This window comes from Nocardiopsis mwathae, from assembly GCF_014201195.1.
Classification (GTDB): Bacteria; Actinomycetota; Actinomycetes; order Streptosporangiales; family Streptosporangiaceae; genus Nocardiopsis_C; species Nocardiopsis_C mwathae.
Map to the genome: position 1 here is coordinate 3,120,569 of NZ_JACHDS010000001.1, position 18,699 is coordinate 3,139,267.

11 protein-coding genes are annotated in these 18,699 nt (G+C 74.3%); 8 read left to right on the forward strand and 3 right to left on the reverse strand.

What is annotated here, in order from left to right; translation table 11 throughout:
- Positions 1 to 62 precede the first annotated feature (62 nt).
- The 3 genes from HNR23_RS13490 to HNR23_RS13500 all read left to right on the forward strand — a co-directional run bounded on the left by HNR23_RS13490 (position 63) and on the right by HNR23_RS13500 (position 5,223).
- The gene (locus HNR23_RS13490) at positions 63 to 2,288 is read left to right on the forward strand and encodes a phosphodiester glycosidase family protein (RefSeq protein ID WP_184075922.1); all 2,226 of its coding nucleotides are present in this window, start codon (positions 63 to 65) and stop codon (positions 2,286 to 2,288) included.
- 136 nt (positions 2,289 to 2,424) lie between these two features.
- A complete protein-coding gene (locus HNR23_RS13495) occupies positions 2,425 to 2,880 on the forward strand; it encodes a MaoC family dehydratase (protein WP_184075923.1) in 456 nt (151 codons plus the stop codon).
- A 342-nt stretch (positions 2,881 to 3,222) separates the two neighbouring features.
- A complete protein-coding gene (locus HNR23_RS13500) occupies positions 3,223 to 5,223 on the forward strand; it encodes an NAD(P)-binding protein (RefSeq protein WP_246421739.1) in 2,001 nt (666 codons plus the stop codon).
- A 143-nt stretch (positions 5,224 to 5,366) separates the two neighbouring features.
- Here HNR23_RS13500 and HNR23_RS13505 read toward each other — a convergent pair whose 3' ends face one another.
- A complete protein-coding gene (locus tag HNR23_RS13505) occupies positions 5,367 to 6,416 on the reverse strand; it encodes a class I SAM-dependent methyltransferase (RefSeq protein WP_184075924.1) in 1,050 nt (349 codons plus the stop codon).
- Positions 6,417 to 6,858: 442 nt separating this feature from the next.
- Between HNR23_RS13505 and HNR23_RS13510 the strand changes: the two genes are divergently transcribed.
- From HNR23_RS13510 to HNR23_RS13525, 4 genes are all read left to right on the forward strand, one after another.
- A complete protein-coding gene (locus HNR23_RS13510; RefSeq protein WP_184075925.1) occupies positions 6,859 to 8,658 on the forward strand; it encodes a DUF2397 domain-containing protein in 1,800 nt (599 codons plus the stop codon).
- Positions 8,655 to 9,980, forward strand: a complete 1,326-nt coding sequence (locus tag HNR23_RS13515; protein ID WP_184075926.1) for a TIGR02678 family protein — start codon at positions 8,655 to 8,657, stop codon at positions 9,978 to 9,980. The genes HNR23_RS13510 and HNR23_RS13515 overlap by 4 nt, the downstream gene beginning before the upstream one ends.
- Positions 9,981 to 10,023: 43 nt before the next feature.
- Entirely contained in the window at positions 10,024 to 14,202 is a 4,179-nt protein-coding gene (locus tag HNR23_RS13520; RefSeq protein ID WP_184075927.1) for a TIGR02680 family protein, read from the forward strand.
- Between the two features lie 160 nt (positions 14,203 to 14,362).
- A complete protein-coding gene (locus tag HNR23_RS13525) occupies positions 14,363 to 14,980 on the forward strand; it encodes a superoxide dismutase (RefSeq protein WP_184075928.1) in 618 nt (205 codons plus the stop codon).
- A 103-nt stretch (positions 14,981 to 15,083) separates the two neighbouring features.
- On the opposite strand, the gene HNR23_RS13530 is transcribed toward HNR23_RS13525, so the two are convergent.
- Positions 15,084 to 15,758, reverse strand: a complete 675-nt coding sequence (locus tag HNR23_RS13530) for an HAD hydrolase-like protein (RefSeq protein WP_184075929.1) — start codon at positions 15,756 to 15,758, stop codon at positions 15,084 to 15,086.
- 163 nt (positions 15,759 to 15,921) lie between these two features.
- On the opposite strand from HNR23_RS13530, the gene HNR23_RS13535 reads away from it, so the two are divergent.
- Positions 15,922 to 17,922: a Xaa-Pro dipeptidyl-peptidase gene (locus HNR23_RS13535; RefSeq protein WP_184075930.1), complete on the forward strand. Its 2,001-nt coding sequence runs from the start codon at positions 15,922 to 15,924 to the stop codon at positions 17,920 to 17,922.
- A gap of 46 nt (positions 17,923 to 17,968) precedes the next feature.
- On the opposite strand, the gene HNR23_RS13540 is transcribed toward HNR23_RS13535, so the two are convergent.
- Entirely contained in the window at positions 17,969 to 18,598 is a 630-nt protein-coding gene (locus HNR23_RS13540; protein WP_184075931.1) for a DUF4126 domain-containing protein, read from the reverse strand.
- Positions 18,599 to 18,699 lie beyond the last annotated feature (101 nt).

Here is an 18,699-nt window from a genome sequence, read left to right on the forward strand (position 1 = left end):
ATGGTTACACTCCGCTTCGGCGACACGACAGCAGGTGGTGTCCGCCGTTCGGAGGTCGTCCTGTGTCCAGCCGTTCCGGCACGGCGCGAGCGTTCCTGGCCGCGCTGGCCGTCCCCCTCTTCCTCGTCCTCCTCTCCCCCGCCGCGGTCGCCGGTGTCCTGGACGTCCCGGCCGCGGAGACGTCGCGCTCGCAGCCGGTGGCGCCTGGCGTCGTCCTCACCTCCACGGAAGTACCGGAAGGGTCCGACGGGGCCGCCACGCGCCAGCACTTCGGCGTGCTGAGCGCCGACCTCGGCGGCGGGGCGGCCGTGGGCTACGCCGACCCCGGTGCCGTCAGCGCCGCGGCCCCGCTGCCGCAGCTCATCCGGCCCCATGACAGCGCCGTGGCCGCCGTCAACGGGGACTACTTCGACATCACCGCCTCCTCCGCCCCGCTCGGCGCCGCCGTCCGAGACGGGCGGGTGGTGAAGTCGCCCACGGGGACCCACGAGAACGCCGCGGTGTTCACCGCCGATGGCACGGGGAGCATCGGCCGGGCGCGGTTCACCGGGACCGTCACGCTGGCCGGCGCGGCGGTTCCGCTCGACCGCCTGAACAGCCACGAGATCCCGGACGACGGTATCGGCGCGTTCACCTCGGACTGGGGCACCCACCCGCGGGAGCGCGCGACGCTGGGCGCCGACCGCGTCACCGAGCTGGAGGTCCGCGGCGGCACCGTGCGCGACGTCCGCGAGAAGCCCGGCGACGGTGCCATCGCGCCGGACACCACCGTGCTGGTCGGTGTGGACGCCGCAGCCGACCGGCTGGAGGAGGTCGGGGTGGGCGACGCGGTCGCGGTCGGCTACGGCCTCACCGCCGACGGTGTCCGGCCGCACACCGCGATCGGCGGGCGCCACGTGCTGCTGCGCGGCGGGCGGGTGACCGCCCCGGCCGGCGACACCTCCCGCCACCCGCGCACCGCCATCGGCTTCTCCGCCGACGGACGCCGGATGTTCCTGGCCACGGCCGACGGGCGAACGGCCGGCACGCCGGGCGTGACGCTGCGCGACATGGCCGGGCGGCTGCTGCGCGCCGGGGCGACCGACGCCCTCGAACTCGACGGCGGGGGCTCCTCGACGCTGCTGGCCCGCGAGCCCGGCGCCGCCGCGCCGACCGTGTGGAACCGCACGGGCGGCCTCTTCCGGGCCGTCCCCAACGGGCTGGTCGTGCTCGCCCCGCCGGGTTCCGGCAGGGTGCGCGGCGTGTGGGTCCGCCCACGCATCGAGTCGCGTCCGCCGCCCGGTTCGGCCGTGCCGCGCCAGGCCGACCCCCATCGCGTGTTCTCCGGGCTGCGGCGCGCCCTGACCGCCGCCACGCACGACGAGAACCACGGCCCGGTCCGCCACCCGCCGCGCCCGGAGAGCCTGCGCTGGTCGGCCTCTGGCGGCGCGGTCTCCGGCGGCCGGGACGTCCGCTACACCGCCGGTGCGCCCGGGGCGGCCACGGTCACCGCCCGCTGGGGCCCGGTGCACGGCGCGGTGGAGCTGGAGGTCCTGCCGGGCCCGGCACGTCTCGCGGCCGCGCCCGCGTCGCTCGCCTTCCCCGACGCCTCGGGGGCCGCCCGGATGGCGCTGACCGGCGTCGCTCCCGACGGGAGCCGCGCGCCGGTCGAGCCGGACGACGTCGTGCTCGACTTCGACCCGGAACTGGTGGACGTCGCGCCTCGGCCCGACGGAACGCTGCGCGTCGCACCCCGCACCGACCGCGGTGCCGGCGGGATCGCGGTCTCGGTCTCCGGGTCCCACGGCACCGTGCGGACCACGGTTCCGGTCCGGATCGGGACGGTGACCGAGCAGGTCGCCGGGTTCGACGACGCGGAGCGCTGGACGGCCTCCGCCGTGCGCGGGGAGGCGTCGGTCCGCGCGGTGCCCGACCGCTCGGGAGAGGGTCGCGCCCTGGCCCTCGCCTACGACTTCACCTCCGGCCAGGGCACCCGCGCCGCCTACGCCCACCCGCCCTCGCCCATCCGACTCGACAGGGAGGCGTTCGGTTTCGGTCTGCGGGTGCGCGGGGACGGCCGGGGTGCCCGAATCACCCTGTCGCTGGTCGACGCCGAGGGACGCGGCCACACCCTGCGCGGCCCGGAGGTCGACTGGACCGGCTGGCGGCGGGTGGAGTTCGACGTTCCACCGGCCGCGCATCCGCTGACCCTCACCCGGATCTACGCCTACGAGACGAGCCCGGAGCGCGCCTACGGCGGTGAGCTGGTGTTCGACGACCTGACGGCCGTACTCGCGGTGGAGGAGTGACCGACGGGGAGCAGACCATGACCCCGGTCACATACCGTACGGTCGGTCCGCGCTAGAGTCGGGCCGACGGCGTCCGCCGGCCGCCCGGCGGGTTCGCTCCGGCTTTTCCGTCCGACCGTGGGGAGCGCAGCAGAACATGCGGAAGTTCGCCGACATCTCCGAGCTCGTCGCCGCCGAGGGTGAGCACCTGGGGTACAGCGACTGGCTCACCGTCACCCAGGACCGGATCGACCGGTTCGCCGACGCCACCGGGGACCACCAGTGGATCCACGTCGACGCCGAGCGGGCCGCGCAGGGCCCCTTCGGCCGCACGATCGCACACGGCTACCTCACCCTGTCCCTGCTGGCCTACTTCGGCCCGCGCGTCTACACGCTGGAGCGGCCGCCGAAGATGGGCATCAACTACGGGCTGAACAAGGTGCGCTTCCTGCAGCCGGTGGCGGAGGGCGCGCGGGTGCGCGACGGGATCGAGCTGGCGGAGGCCAAGGAGACCGGCAAGGGGACCCTGCTGACGATGCGGCACGAGGTGGAGATCGAGGGCGGGCAGCGCCCCGCCCTCGTCGCCGAGGCACTGGTGCTGGTGGTTCCCTGAGGCGTGGCCCACTCCCCTAGCTGATCCACATCACCGCAGGTCAACGCGGCGTGTCGCGCCTCGGACACCGAGCGCGACCCGCCGATGATGATTCCCCCTCGATTAGCTAAACATCCGGCAAATCGCCACAAATCACCCCTTGGCGACGAACTAACCTCGTCGGGGTTCCGCGGCGTGTCCGCAGGCCGCGGACCGTTCCAAGACGTTTGCACCCCCGCCGCCCCGGCGTGTCAACACACGGCAAAGAGCCCGCAGCCCTCGGTTCGTCGTGTCGCCCCCCTGATGCCCCCCGTGTTCAGCTGGCCCCGGCGTGGGTGCACGGGGGAGATCAAAGGGGAGAACATGGCCGAGGAGCCGCGCTGTCCGGCCTCACGTGACCGCGAGCTGGGCATGGACGCGAACATCAGCCGACGCGACTTCTTCGACGGGGTCGCCGTGACCGCCGTCGCGGGAGCAGCGGTGACGGCACTCGCCGGATGCGCGCCCGGCGGCGACCGTCCGTGGGCCGCCAGCCCCGCCGTACCCGCGGCGGTACCCGACGGCGCCGACTACCCGCCGGACCTCACCGGCCTGCGCGGCAACACCCAGCAGGCGCTGAGTATCCCGCACGCCATCCGCGACAACCGGCTCGGCAGCGTGACCGACACCGCCCTCGTCGACGACACCGGGGAGCACTACGACCTGGTCGTCGTCGGCGCCGGGATCAGCGGTCTGGCCGCCGCCCACTTCTACCGCCGGCGCAACCCCGGGGCCAAGGTCCTCATCCTCGACAACCACGACGAGTTCGGCGGGCACGCGCGGCGCAACGAATTCCGCCCCGAGGGCCGCGACCAGGTCCTCATCGGGTACGGCGGCACCCAGGCCATCGACACCCCCTCGGCCTACAGCAAGGAGGCCATGGGGCTGCTTCGCGAGCTCGGGATCGACATCGAGAAGTTCGAGAAGTACTTCGACCAGAAGTTCTACGACAAGTTCAAGCTGGCCCAGGAGGGCGACAGCGTCTTCTTCCGGTACGAGGACTTCGGCCGCGACCACCTCGCCGTCCGCGCCAAGGGCATGTCCACCGAGGAGTGGCTGGCCGACGCCCCGCTGAGCGACGAGGGCCGCGCCGACATCATCACCCTGCTCGACGAACCCGAGGACTGGCTCCCCGGGCTGAGCGACGACGAGAAGAAGACCCGGCTCGCCGAGATCACCTACACCGACTACATCCGCGACATCGCCGGACTGGGCGAGGAGGCGGTCGACTTCTGCCGCTCGCTGACCAGCGACGAGTGGGCCGTGCCCGCCGCCGACTGGAGCGCGCTGGACGCGTGGGGCGACGGCTACCCCGGCTTCGACGGGCTCGGCCTCGACGACTCCCGGCCGCACCGCCTCAACTCCTACTCGGTGAGCCGCTTCTGGGGCCGCGACGACCCGTACATCTACCACTTCCCCGACGGCAACGCGAGCATCGTGCGGCTGCTGGTCCACCGCCTCATCCCCGCCTCCGTGCCGGGCGCCGATGAGCTCGACATGGACAGCGTCGTCCTCGCCGAATTCGACTACACCGAGCTCGACAAGCCGGAGAACGACGTCCGGCTGCGGCTGGCCTCGCCCTGCACCAACCTGCGGCACGACGGGGCGCCGGGATCCGCCGAGCGCGTGTTCGTGACCTACCACAGCACCGACGGCAAGCTGCACCGGGTGACCGGCGACCACGTCGTCATGGCGGCCTGGCACGTGATGGGCCAGTACCTCATGACGGAACTGCCCAGCACCCAGCGCCTGGCCATGAAGGACGCCTCCAAGCAGCCGCTGGTCTACGCCAACGTCCAGGTGCGCAACTGGCGGCCGTGGGTGGAACTGGGTATGCGGCACGTCCGCTTCTCCAGCGGCGACTGGGCCGTCGCCCAGCTCGACTACCCCGTCAGCATGGGCGGCTACAAGCACCCGCAGGACCCCGACGAGCCGATCATCATCCAGATGATCGGCGTGCCCTCCCCGGAGGGCATGGCCCCGGCGCAGGCCGCGATCTCGGCCCGGCACCGGATCCTGCACATCCCCTTCGAGGGCTATGAGCGCAGCATCCGCGAGGCGCTCAACCGCGCGCTCGGCGACGGCGGGTTCGACGCGAAGCGCGACATCGAGGCGATCACCGTGAACCGGTGGGGGCACGGGTACGCCAGGGAGTACGCGCGTCCGTTCGACCGGTTCTGGCCGGACGGCCCGACCCCGGCCGACACCGCCCGCCGGAAGCTCGGCCGCATCGTCATCGCCAACTCCGACGCGGCCCCCAACGCCTACACCGACACCGCCATCGACCAGGCACACCGCGCGGTCACCGAGCTCTTCGAGTCCTAAGGCATGCCCCGTGGATCGCGCCCGGGCGCAGAGCCCGGGCGTGCGGCCTGACGTGCGGCCTGACGTGCGGCCTGACGTGCGGCCTGACGTGCGCGCCGACGGGCCGACACCGCCCCGGCGGCGTCGGCCCGTCGGCGCGCAGGCTACAGCGGGGTCCGGGTGAAGACGCGGGCACCCTTCTCCACGGCCTCGGAGCGGCAGGACAGCTCGGGGAACGCGGCCAGCCAGCGGTCGCTGAGGTCGCGCTCGGAACGGCGCACGGTGTCGTCCAGGACGATGACCGCGTCCGCCGCGCAGTGCGGCAGCAGCGCCGGAACGGCCGGGTAGCGGGCCTGGGTGGCGGTGGCCTCGGGCGGGCCGTCCACGAACACCAGGCCGATCTCCTTGAGATCGGCCACCGCCTTGAGGTCGTACCAGGGCTGCGGCGCCGACGCGCCGACGCCGTTCGCCCCGGGGTCGGCGTCCGGCGCCCACTCGGTCAGCGGGGCGTGGCGGACGTCGACGATGGCGTCGAGACCGTGCGCGGCGACCAGCTCGCGGGACAGCTCGGCGTATCGTTCCTCGTGCTCCAGGGCGACCAGGCGGCCGGCACCCGCCTTCCGCAGCGCGTAGCCGAGCCAGACGCTGGACGATCCGCTGCCGCACTCGACCACCAGCTCCGGGCGGCGCTCGTCGATGAGGCGGACCAGCAGCCGCAGCACGTCGGGGGAGGCGGCCCAGCCGCGCAGCGGCGGCATGAACGGGCCGGGGCGCAGGTGGTCCCGCAGCTCCGTCCAGGCGACCTGCTGCTCGTAGTCGTTGCGGCCCTGTGTGTTGACGGTCCGGATGACGTCACGGGAGAGCGCGGGCAGGGTCTCCTCACGCAGCCGGGACAGCTCCCCCCGCACCGCCGCGAACGACGCGTCGGCCTCCTCCCGCTGGACCGCGACCGCCCGCAGGGTGTCGCCCGTGCGCCGGTGCACGCCGCTGATCTCCCGGCTCAGCACGTTCACCCGGCGGGCCAGCCTCCGCACCATCACCGCGACCGCGGCCACCGCCGCGGCGACGACGCCGAGCGCGGCCAGCACCAGCGCGGTCCCCGCCGTGAGCAGGCCCGCCGCGGCGAGCGTCCCCGCCGCGAGGGCGCCGAGCGCCCCCGCCGCGACCACGTAGCCCAGGAGCCGGGACCGCCGGAACCGCCGGAACCGCAGCATGAGACCTCCAGTGTGGACAGGCGCGTCCGCGCGGGACGGCCGAACGTCGGGGGGCCCCGCGTCGACGCCGCGGACACGCCCCAGGGGAGCGGTCCCGCCATCCGGCGAACGACTCGGCGCGGCGGGTACGCGGCCGACGGTAACCCACCGCGACGCCCGCCGAGCAGCCCGCACGGCCCCGGGAGGCGCTCCCGCGACGCAATTCCCCCCGTGTTCATCCGCCCCTCACCGGCGGGCCGCCACCGGTCCACCGTAACCGCGCGCCGCCACCCGCTCACCGCACCACACCGTGCGTTGTTCCGCGATGCCCCGGGGGGGGGAGTCGGTCGGGCGAAACGGCCATCCCCCGATGAGCGTCCGCGATCACTGTGCGGGGAGGGGCGGGGATCACCCGCCGGGGTGGCGCCGGCGGGGGCGCCGAAGCGCTAAGTTGGGGCGGGTCATGCTCAACGATGCCGACGCAGCGCCGCACGCCGCCGCAGGCCGGGACGGCGGGGCCGCCGAGCGCACGGGCACCGCCCACGGCGACGCCGCGGACCTGGACCGGCTGCGGCTCTACAGCTACCTCACCGCCCCCGAGCGCCGGACGTACCTGGCGGTCATGCGCCTGTTCACCTCGACCCTCCTCGCCGACCTCGGCGCCGGTGAGGTGGCGTCGGCACTCGCCGCGGCCGAGCGGCGGGGCGAGATCGAGGCGGGCGAGTCGCGCCTGGAGACCGTCGTGGACCGCCTGGAGCAGTTGGCCCGGTGGGGCAACCTGGTGCCCGGGCGCCGCGAACCCGCCGCGACCATCGCCGAGTTCACCCGCAGCCGCGTCCGCTACCAGGTCGCCAAGCTCGCCATGCGGGTGCAGCGGGACGTCGACGGCATGCTCACCGTCGCCGAGGGCGCCCGCGAGGTCTCGCGCGAGCTGCTGCCCGCCATCGAGCAGGGGCTCGCCGACATCCAGCGCACGCTCGGCGAGCTGCTGGCCGCCGAGCGCGGCCGCGGCCCCGAGGCCACCTCGGTGCGGACCCTGCGCGAGCACCTGGCCCAGCAGGTCACCACGCTCTTCCTGCAGCACGACGAGTTCGCCGCGGCGGTCCGCGACTTCTACGCCTACCTGGGCTCGGTGATCGCCCGCTACGACCTGGCCCCCGCCGAGATGTCGGGCTTCAAGCACATGCTGCTGGAGTACGTGGAGCTCATCGCCAAGGACGTGCTGCGCCACTCCGAGCCGATCGTGGAGCGGCTGGGCTCCCTCAACCGGCAGCGGGACCGGCTGCTGGGATCACTGGGCGCCGGCGAGCCGCTGACGCGCGGCTCCGGAGCCACCGTGCCGGACGGCTCCGACGCCGTGCTCGTGGCGCGCGAGACCCGCAGCGGGCAGACCGAGCTCATGGAGCGTTCGCCCGGTCGGCGCGTGGCCGACTGGGACGGGCTGACCGGCTGGTTCATCGGGCGCCCGGGGCGCCCCTCCGAGGTCGACGGGTTGCGCGACGCCACCAGCCGCGCCATCTCCGCCCTGCTCGGCAACGTCAAGCGCGTCACCGGAGCCGGCGGCGTGGACCCGGGCCGCCGGCGCGACCTGCTGACGCTGGCCGCCTGGTTCGACGCGGCGACGCCGGAGGCCGCACACGACCTCTATGCGGCGGTGTTCGGCCTGTTCGCCGCCCGCCACCTGGCCCTGGTCGGCGAGGAGGACGCCCCGGAGCCCGGCCGCACCTGGGCCGAGGGCGACCGTGTGGACGTCGAGGTCAATGTGCGGACCCGGGGCGAGCGCGCCCCCGCAGGCCAGCTGCCGCGCATCGGCGACGACCCGCTGGGCCGTGCCGAGCTGCTGGAGGAGGAGGACCGCCGCAAGCGGCGCCGGGACGCGGCCGTGCGCGAACTCGCCGCGGCCGTTCCCGACCTGGGTGCGGCCCGGCTGTCCGGGGACGCCCTGGAACTGGTCTGCGAGCTGCTGACCCTGGCCGGGGCTTCGCGCGACATGCCCACCGAGCCGGGCGGCGCGGGAGATCCGATCACCGGTCTCACCCTGCGACTGGAACCCCGGCCCGACGGTGGGGCCGCCCGGATCGGCTCGGTGTTCGGCACCCTGGAGCTGCACGGCGTCGACGTTCACCTGCAGGTCGGCGAGGCCCTGGAGGTCCGCGGAGACCCCGCCGGCCCGCCGGCCTCCCCGGCCGGGGATCGGGCGGTCCGGGACACGCCGGTGCGCGGGACCGCACACGAGGCGGCGGGCGAAGGGGCGCGAGGATGAGCCGCAGGGATCCGCTGGGGTCACCCGAGAAGGCCGCGTTCGGCGGGCTCGACGCCGTCGAGGCCGCCCAGGTGCGCCGTTGCGCCCGGGTGCTGCTGCGCCGCCCGCTGGTGCGCGCCGATGGGCCCGACGGCGACGCGCTCCCGGCGATGCGCCGCTACGCCGACCGGCTGCAGGCGCTGTTCGCCTCCTACCTGGGGTACCGGCTGGTGGTGGAACCGACGTTCGCCCGCCTCTACAAGACCGGCCGCACCCCCGACGGGGTACGCGGCGCGCACAAGCACAACGCCGCCCCCTTCACCCCGCGCGCCTACGCCTACCTGGCCCTGGTGCTGGCCGTCCTCACCGGGGGCGGCCGCCAGCTGCTGCTGTCGGGGCTGGTCTCCGACGTGCGCGCGGCGGGTGCCGAGGCCGGGCTGGATCTGGGCACGGGCATCGTGGACCGGCGGGCCCTCACCGCGGCCCTGCGGCTCCTCATCGACCTGGGGGTGCTGGCCGAGACCGACGGCAGCGTCGCGCCGTGGGCCGACGACGCCGCCCGCGAGGCGCTGCTCACCGTCGACCTGGAGCTGCTGGGCCACCTGGTCGCGGCTCCGCTGGGCCGCTACGCGTCGGCCGAGGCGCTGAGCGGAGCCGGGGACGCCGACGCGGAGGAGCGCCACCGCGTGCGCCGCCGCCTGGTCGAGGACCCGGTGGTGCTCGCGGCCGACCTCACCGCCGAGCAGTGGGACTGGCTGCGGACCAACCTGCGCTCCGAGGCGCACCTGCTGGAGGAGCTGGTCGGGCTGCGGCTGGAGGTGCGCTCGCAGGGCGTGCTGGCCGTCGACCCGGAGGGCTACCTCAGCGACCGGGTCTTCCCCGCGAGCGGCACGATCGCCCGCATCGCGCTGCTGGCCGCGGCCGAGCTGCTGGCCGCGGAGGCCCCGGAGACCGCCGACGCGGCGGGCGGTGACGCGGCGGCCCCCGGCGCAGCCGACGCACCCGGTGTCGCCGACGGCCCCTGGACCACGGTCTCCCACGACAGATTCGGCGCGGTCGTGGCCGCGGTGGTCGAGCGCTACCCGCAGGCCTGGTCGAAGGACGCCATTCGGGACTCCGGTCGGCTGGCCCGCTCGGTCGCCGATACGCTGGCCCAGTCCGGCCTGGCCCGGCGGCGCCCCGGCGGCCTGGTGCAGATCAGCCCGGCCGCCGCCCGCTACCGCCCGGTGCCCGACGGCCCGCCCGGTGCCGAGGCGGACGGCGCCCCGTCCCCCGGTGACGGCGAACGGGCCGCGGCGCCCCCCGCGGCCGACGACGCCCAGGACTCCCTGTTCAGCCTGTGACCCCCGCCCGGCGGGTACCCGACGATCGACTTTAAGGACCGATGTGAGCACCGGACAGGCCGCCGCCCGGCCCCGTGAGCGCTGGCAGCTGCACCGCGGCGGCGTGGTCAACATCTGGCAGTACCGCGACGAGGTCTTCGACCTGTCCGGCGGCCGGGTCATCTTCAAGGGCACCAACGGCTCGGGCAAGTCGCGGACGCTGGAGCTGCTGCTGCCGCTGTGCCTCGACGGCGACCTGCGCAACATGGGTTGCAAGGGCTTCGACACGGTCAGCATGAGCCGTCTCATGCTCGACGACTACGCGGAGAGCACGCTGCGGCTGGGCTACGCCTGGATCGAGTTGCGCCGCACCCGTGACGACGGCGCCGAGGAGTTCCTCACCTGCGGGGTCGGGGTCAAGGCGAGCGCGTCCAGCCGGCAGATCAGCGACTCCTGGCGGTTCATCACCCCGTTGCGGGTCGACAAGGACTTCGCGCTGATGGAGCAGGACCGCCCCATCACCCAGGCGCGGCTGCGCGAGCACATCGGCGAGGACTGCGTGGTGGGCTCCCAGGAGGCGTTCCAGCAGCGGGTGGCGGCCGCCGTCTACGGCATCACCGGCGGCAACCGCTACACCGACCTGCTGCACCTGCAGCGCACCCTGCGCAACCCCGACATCGGTCTCAAGGTGCTGCAGGGCCAGCTGGAGCAGCTGCTGTCCGACGCGCTGCCGCCCGTCGACCCCGATGTCATCGCGCGCACCGCCACCGGCCTGGACAACCTCGAAGGGGTCCGGCGCAACGTGGCGCGGCTGCGCCAGGCCGACTCCGCGCTGGACGAGTTCCTCACCGGCTACCGCGACTATGCGCGCGGTGTGCTGGCCGACCGTGCGCGTCGGCTGGCCACCGCGGAGAAGGGGCGGGAGCGGGCGACGGGCCGCCGCACCAAGCGGGACAAGGAGCGCGCCGCCGCCGAGGCGGACCTGCGCCAGGCCGAACAGGACCGCGACGCCGTCACCGAGCGGCTGGAGCAGGTGCAGACCGAGCTGGAGGCGCTGAAGGCCTCCCCCGCCTACAGCGCCCTGGGCGACCTGGAGGACAAGCAGGCCAACGTGGCCTCCCAGCGGCGGCATGTCGAGGCGGCGCTGGCCAATGCCGAGGGCCTGCGCGCAACCGAGGAGCAGTCCGTCGGCGCCATCGAGCGCGCCGCGGCGCTCGCCGTGCGCATCGGCGAGGGGGTGGCCTCGGGAGCCGCCGAGGCGCGCGAGTCGCTGGGCGCCATCGGCCTGCCCGCGGCGCTGGGCTCGCTACCGCCGCTCCACCCCGCCCTGGATCGCGCGGAGGAGGCCCGCAGGGTCCTGCTCTCCCCGGAACCCGACGCCCGCCCCGAGGCGCTGTACCGGGCCGCAGCCCCGGCCATCGACGCCGACTCGCTGCAGGACGGGGCCGCGCAGGCCGCCGAGGGCGTGGCCGCGGCGGCCGGTGCCGCCGAGGAGCGCGCCCCGCTGCTGACCGGCCTGCTCGCCCGGGCCGAGCGGCTGGTGGAGGACGACGCGCGGGTGGACCGGCTGGCCGAGCGCGCCGCGCACAGCGCCGAGGACGCCGCCGAGGCCGGGCACCGGGCGCGCGAGAGCGAGGAGCGGCTGCTGGCCCTGGCCGGGCAGTGGGCGCACGCGGTGCGGCGCTGGCACGACGAGGCACTGCCGACGGGTGACCGCCCCGCCGCGGGCGAGCTGCCGCCTGTGCCCGACGCCGACGATGTGGCCACCGACCCCGACGCGTTCCGCGACGCCCACCGCGAGGTGCGCGGGGCGCTGCAGCCGCGGGTGCGCGCGGTGCAGCACGCCGCCGTCACCGCCGAGCAGCGCCTGGCCGAGGCCGGCGCCGAGCGGGACCGGCTGCGGGCGGACCTGGCCGCGCTGCGGGAGGCCGCCGAGGTCGCGCCGCCCGACCCCGCCCTCACGACCGCCGCGCGCGACCGCTCCGCGGGCGCCCCCTTCTACCAGGTGGTCGACTTCCGCCCGGAGGTCGGGGCCGACCGGCGCGCCGCCCTGGAGGCGTCCCTGCACGCCTCCGGCCTGCTCAACGCGTGGCTGCCCGCCGACGGCGGACCACCGCCCGACGACGGCGGGCAGGACACCTGGGCGCAGCCCGGCGCCCCCGTCGACGGGCCGTCGCTGGCCGACCTGCTGCGCCCGGCGGTGGACGCCGACACCGACGCCCCCGCCGCCGCGGTGTCCGAGGAGGCGGTCGGCGCGCTGCTGCGCTCGGTGCCGCTGCTGGAGGCCGGGCACCCCGCCGACGCGCCGGGCGCCCCGGCGTTCGGCACCGACGGCCACTGGCGGGCCGGGGTGCTGCACGGCCGCCACACCAAGGCCGCGGCCGAGCACATCGGCGCCGGGGCGCGCGAGCAGGCGCGCCGCCGCCGCGTCGAGGAGCTGGAGGCCGAGCTGGCCGGGCTGGAGGAGCGGATCGCGCGGCTGCGGGAGTCGCTCGGCGGCGCCCAGCGGCTGGAACAGGCGTGGAACGCGTGCCTGGACTCCTTCCCCGACATCGCCGAGGTGCTGCGGGCGCACATCGAGACCCAGTCGCGGCGCGCGGCCGCGCGCCGCGCCATGTCCGATGCCGAGCAGGCCGAGGCCGAGCACGCCCAGGCCCGCGCGCGGCTGGGCGCCGAGCGCGCCGAGCACCGGCGGGCCTGCGCCGATCTGGGGGTCGGCGACGGGTGTGCGGAGCTGCGGGAGCTGTGCGAGCGCGCCCGCCGCGCCACCACCGCGCTGGCGGACGTCACCCGGATGCTGCGCCGGGACCTGCCCGAGGCGCTGCGATCGGTGGCGGCCGCCCAGGCCGACCACGAGCGGACCGCGCGCGCCCGGGAGAAGGCCGAGTCGGATGCCGCCGAGACGCACCGCGCCTACGCCGAGGCGCACACCGTCCTGGCCACGCTCCGCTCCAGCCTGGGGCGTGACGCCGATCAGGTCGGCGAGGACGTGCGGCGCCTCGGCGAGGAGCGGCAGCGGTTGCGCTCCCAGGCGCCCAAGGCGCAGTCGGAGGTGGAGGCCCGCATCAAGGCGCTGGCCGACGCCGAGGCGCGGGTGGAGGCCACCGAGCGCGAGGTGGGCGAGGCCGAGGGCACGGTCGCCGACGCCGAGGACGCGCTCACCGACGCCGCCGACGTCCCCGGCGTGTGGGAGGCGGCGACCGGGGCGGTGGAACCGCCGTTCGAGCGCCCCGGGCTGCGCGCGGCGCTCGCCGAGGCGCTGGCCGATGAGGAGGGCGCACCGGGCGACCCGGCGGCGCTGGAGCGGACCCTGATCTCGCGTATCCAGACGCTGCAGTCGGCGCTGGCCGGGACGCACGACGTGCAGGCCGACCGGGCCCACGGCATCCTCACGGTCGCGGTCAGCGACGAGTCGGGCACCGCGCCGGTGGCGGCGACGGCGCGGCTCACCGCCGCCCGGCTCGCCCAGGCCGAGGAGAACCTCACCGGCAGCGAGGAGCGCATCTTCGAGGAGTACCTGATCGGCGACATCGCCGAGGAGCTGCACCGCCAGATCGGCTCGGCCGAGTCGCTGACGCGCCGGATGAACACGGTGCTGGAGGGCGCCCACTCCAGCCAGGGCGTGCGGGTGGAGCTGTCCTGGGAGCCGGCACCGCACCTGGACCCGGCCGAGCGCTCGGCGTTCGCGCTGGCCAAGAAGTCGGTTGCGCGGCGCACCCCCGAGGAGAACGACCGGCTGCGCCGCGCCCTGATGGACCGGATCCGCGCCACCCGCGAGGAGGGGCGCAGCAGCGGCTACACCGAGGTGCTGGCCGGGGCGCTGGACTACCGGCAGTGGTACACCTACCGGGTGCGGATCCACGACACCGGGCCGGACGGCAGGCCGCGCGACCGCCGGGTGCGGCAGCTGTCCTCCGGGGAGACGCGCCTGGTCTCCTACGTGACGCTGTTCGCGGCGAGCGCCGCGTTCTACGACGCGCTGGAGACCGAGCTGGAGGGCCCGCTGCGGATGGTCCTGCTCGACGAGGCGTTCGAGCGCCTCGACGACCCCACGATCGCCCGGCTGCTGGAGCTGCTGGTGGACCTCGACATGGACTGGGCGATCACCTGGCCCTCAGGGTACGGTGTGTCGCCGAAGATCGACCGGATGCACATCTACGACATCCTCAAGCGCAAGGGCGCCTGGGGGGTCGCGTGCGCCCGCACCACGTGGAACGGCAGCGGGTTCGAGCGCGCGGCGTGAGGCCGAGGACGGCCGCGCCGGACGACGGCTCCCCGGGGTTTATTCCCGACCGGCGCTGTCGCGAGGGCGACACGGGATGACCGGGCCTTGTGCTGATAGCTTTTCAGGGGCGAGATCGATCGCCCGTACAGCCTAGAAACCGTCTTGGGAAGGTGCGCACATGTCCGCGCCATATTCGCTTCCGGAGCTTCCGTACGACTACGCGGCGCTTGAGCCGTGGATCTCCGGCCAGATCATGGAGCTTCACCACGACAAGCACCACGCGGCGTACGTCGGGGGCGCCAACACCGCGCTGGAGAAGCTGGCCGAGGCCCGTGACAAGGGCGACTTCGGCACGGTCAACATGCTTGAGAAGAACCTGGCCTTCAACCTGGCCGGGCACGTGAACCACACCGTCTTCTGGCCGAACCTGTCGCCGGACGGCGGCGACAAGCCCGAGGGCGAGCTGGGCGCGGCGATCGACGACGACTTCGGGTCGTTCGACGCGTTCCGCGCGCACTTCAGCGCCGTGGCCGGCGGCGTCCAGGGCTCCGGCTGGGCGATCCTGGCCTGGGACATCCTCGGCCAGAAGCTCATCATCGAGCAGCTCTACGACCACCAGGGCAACCTCGCGGCCGGGTCCTACCCGCTGCTCATGCTCGACATGTGGGAGCACGCGTTCTACCTGCAGTACAAGAACGTCAAGGCGGACTACGTCAAGGCGTTCTGGAACGTCGTCAACTGGGCGGACGTGCAGCGCCGCTTCGACGACGCCCGCAAGGTCCGGCTGGCCCCGTAGCAGGCGGCTGCGACCACGTGTAAGGGGCGGTGCCGCTGTGGCGGCACCGCCCCTTGCTTCCTCCGCCACCCTCCGTCGGTCTCGGGGCCGCCGGAGGGTGGGGTCAGGCACCCAGGAGTCGGACCGCCTCGGCGGGGGTGGACACGACGGGGTGGCCGGTGGCCTCCAGGCGCCGGCGGTTCATCAGCCCGCTCTCCACGAGGATCGCGCTGGCCCCGGCCGCGCGGGCGGCGCGCGCGTCGTCGTCGATGTCGCCGATGAGCACCACGCTCGCCGGGTCCGCGCCGAGCTCCTCCAGGTGCGCGGCGAGGTGGTCGGCCTTGGAGTCGCTCACGGTGCCGAAGCGCCGCCCGTCGACGCGCGCGAAGTGGCCGCCCAGGCCGCGCTCCGCGACCAGCTCGTTGACGTGTGCGTGCGAGGCCATGGACAGCAGAGACTGGGTTCCCCCGAACGCCGCCCACCGGTGCAGGACGTCGGGCACGCCCTCGGCGAGGCCGCAGCCGGGCACCTCGGACAGGTAGTGGCGGTCGTAGATCTCGTTGATACGCGGCCATTCACCGTCGGCGAAGGAGCGCTCCAGCAGCTCCTCGTAGCACTCGACCAGCGGCCGCCGGAAGACCGACCGCCAGTACTCCAGGTCGACCCGGGGACGCCCGAACTCCACGCACACCTGGTTGAGGGCCGCGAGGTTGGCGTGGTTGTCATCCAGGAGGGTCCCGTTCCAGTCCCAGACGATGTGCTTGATTCCGGTCAGACGTTCGAACGCGTTGTGAGCCACCCCTGCACTCTAAAGGTTTCCGGTGCTTGCATGATCCGCGTGCCGCCTCGATCGGATCCCGGTCATCTAGATGCAATGGAGACCCAAGGGTTGTCGGACGGTAACCGGAGTCCGGTGGGATGACGCCACCCCCGCTCTCCCCTCCAACTGAGGAAAAGCGAACATGCGATACCCCCACCGCATCACCGCCCGCGCGGGCTGCGTGGTCACCTCCGCGCTGGTCGTCTCGGGCCTCCTGGCCGTCCCGGCACAGGCCGACACCCACCCCCCGCTGATCGAGGACGGTCGCACCCAGCCGGTCTTCGACTACGCCGAGGCCGTCTACCACGAGGTCGATATCGAAACCGAGGCGGACAGCGACGGCGACGGCACACCCGACACCGTCCGGATGCGCATCATGCGCCCCAAAGAGACCGACGAGGGTCTGCGCGTCCCCACGATCATCGAGCCCAGCCCGTACTGGGCCGGGCTCAACAGCGTCGACTTCTACGACGTGGACCTCGACGACGAGGACGCCGGCACGGTGCCGCGCACCCGCGGCGGGGAGCGCGCCGGTGGCCTGGGCGACCTGGACGCCCCGGCCGACCCCGAGGAGCTGCGCCGCTCGCGCGCCGCCGGCGGCCCCGGCGTCAGCATGCCCAACTACTACGACAACTACTTCCTGCCGCGCGGCTACGCCGTCGCCCAGCTGGACAGCCTCGGCACCGGCGGATCCACCGGCTGCCCGACCTCGGGCGCGCACAACGAGACGCTGGGCGCGAAGGCCGCCGTCGACTGGCTCAACGGCCGCGCCACCGGCCGCGACCCCGAGGGCAACGAGGTCACGGCCGATGACTGGTCCACCGGGAACGTGGCGATGACCGGCATCTCCTACAACGGGACCCTGCCCGTCGCCGCCGCCACGACCGGAGTGGAGGGCTTGAAGGCGATCGTCCCGCAGGGCGCCATCTCCTCCTGGTACGAGTACTACCGGGAGAACGGCGGCGTCGTCGCCCCGGGCGGCTACCAGGGCGAGGACGCCGACATCCTGGCCGAGCTCGTCCACACGCGCGAGGACCGCGAGGCGTGCCGGCCGGTGCTCGACGCGATCACCGAGGAGCAGGACCGCCGCACCGGCGACTACAGCGCGTTCTGGGACGAGAGGAACTACCGCAACGACGTCGCCGACATCTCGGCCGGGGTGTTCCTGGCGCACGGTCTCAACGACTGGAACGTCAAGACCGACCAGGCGCTGCGGATGTGGCGGGAGCTCGGCGAGCACGGTGTGCCGCGCAAGCTGTGGCTGTACCAGGCCGGTCACGTCAACCCGATGAACCTGCGCATCGAGGAGTGGCTGGACCAGCTGCACGGCTGGTTCGACTACTGGCTCTACGACCTGGACAACGGGATCATGGACGGCCCCGCGGTGGACATCGAGAACGCCGACTTCGGCTGGTCGACGCAGGACGACTGGCCGCCGGCCGGGACCGCCCCGCTGCGGCTGCACATGAACGCGGCGGCCGAGGACGCCGACGGCGGTGCGGGCACGCTGGGCCGTGCCCCCGCACCGGGCCGGGACCAGCGGGAGTCGTTCACCGACGCCGGGCGGACCACCACCGCCGACGCGCTCGCCACCGACCCGGCGGCGGCCGGGAAGAACTCCCTGGTGTACCTGTCGGAGGAACTGGCCGACGACGTGAGGGTCAGCGGATTCCCGGAGGTCTCGCTGCGCGCGGCGATGGACGGCGCCTCCCCGTACCTCACCGCGCTGCTGGTGGACTACGGGACCGACACCCGGGCCACCGGCCCGGTCCGCTTCGACCGGGACGAGCGGGTCTGCTACGGCGAGGGCATCCCCGAGGACCCGGGGTGCACCTTCCGCAGCTACCCGGTGACCGCGACCAGTGACCACAAGATCGTCACCCGCGGCATCCTGGACGCCCGCAACCGCGCATCCATGGAGCGCCAGCTGCCGGTCGTCGGCGGCACCATGTACAGGTACTCCTGGGAGATGCAGGGCCAGGACTACGTGTTCAAGGCCGGGCACCGGATCGGCGTCGTGGTGATCTCCACCGACTACGACTACACGCTGCGCTACCCGGCCGGGACCGACGTCACCCTGGACACCGCGGCGGCCACGGTCACCCTGCCGGTCTCCCAGGGGCGGGACGGCTACCGGGGCTGAGCGGAAAAGGCGGCGGTGGGGCTCGGAGGGCGCGGCCTTCCCGGCCTCACCGCTCCCCGTCCGCCGGCGTGTCCGGGACGGTTCCGGCCCTCGTTCCATCCGCCCTGCCGCGGCGGCGCCGACGCCACAGCACCACCGCGCCCGCGACCGTCAGCGGCAGCACCACCAGGACGAGGATCGGCACGATGATGGCGAGCAGCGACATCACCGCGCTGCCGATGTCCTCGATCGCGCTGATGACCGGCCCGCCCGCGCCGAGGGTGAGGGTGTTGAGCAGCGGCCGCGCCAGCGACTTGAGGGTGTGGAACACCAGGGCGATGACGACGCCGCCGGCGATCGGCCACCAGGAGCCGTCGCCGGTGCTCGCGGCCGTGAGGTCGGCGGAGTCGACCGCCGCGGCCCCCGCCCCGAACGTGAGGCCGCCCGAGGTCGGCCGGACGAACGTCTGCACGATGTCGTTGACGCTGTCGACGACCGGGATCTTGTCGGCGACGAGCTCCAGCACGAGCAGCACACCGAGCACGCCCAGGGATGCCGGATGCTCCATCCACTGCCAGCCCGGACCGAGCGTCAGCAGGTCGGTGTAGCGGGCGATGAGCCCGACGGCCAGCAGTGGGATGTAGGCGTTCAGCCCGGCCGCCGACGCCAGACCGGTCCCCGTCAGCAACTCCAGCATCCGGCCTCTTCCCGCTCGTCTCCGCCCTCGTGTACCGGGGGCACACGTAGACAGACGCTCCGGACCGGCGGTCGGTTCCGGTACGGTTCCCCGCGGCGGCG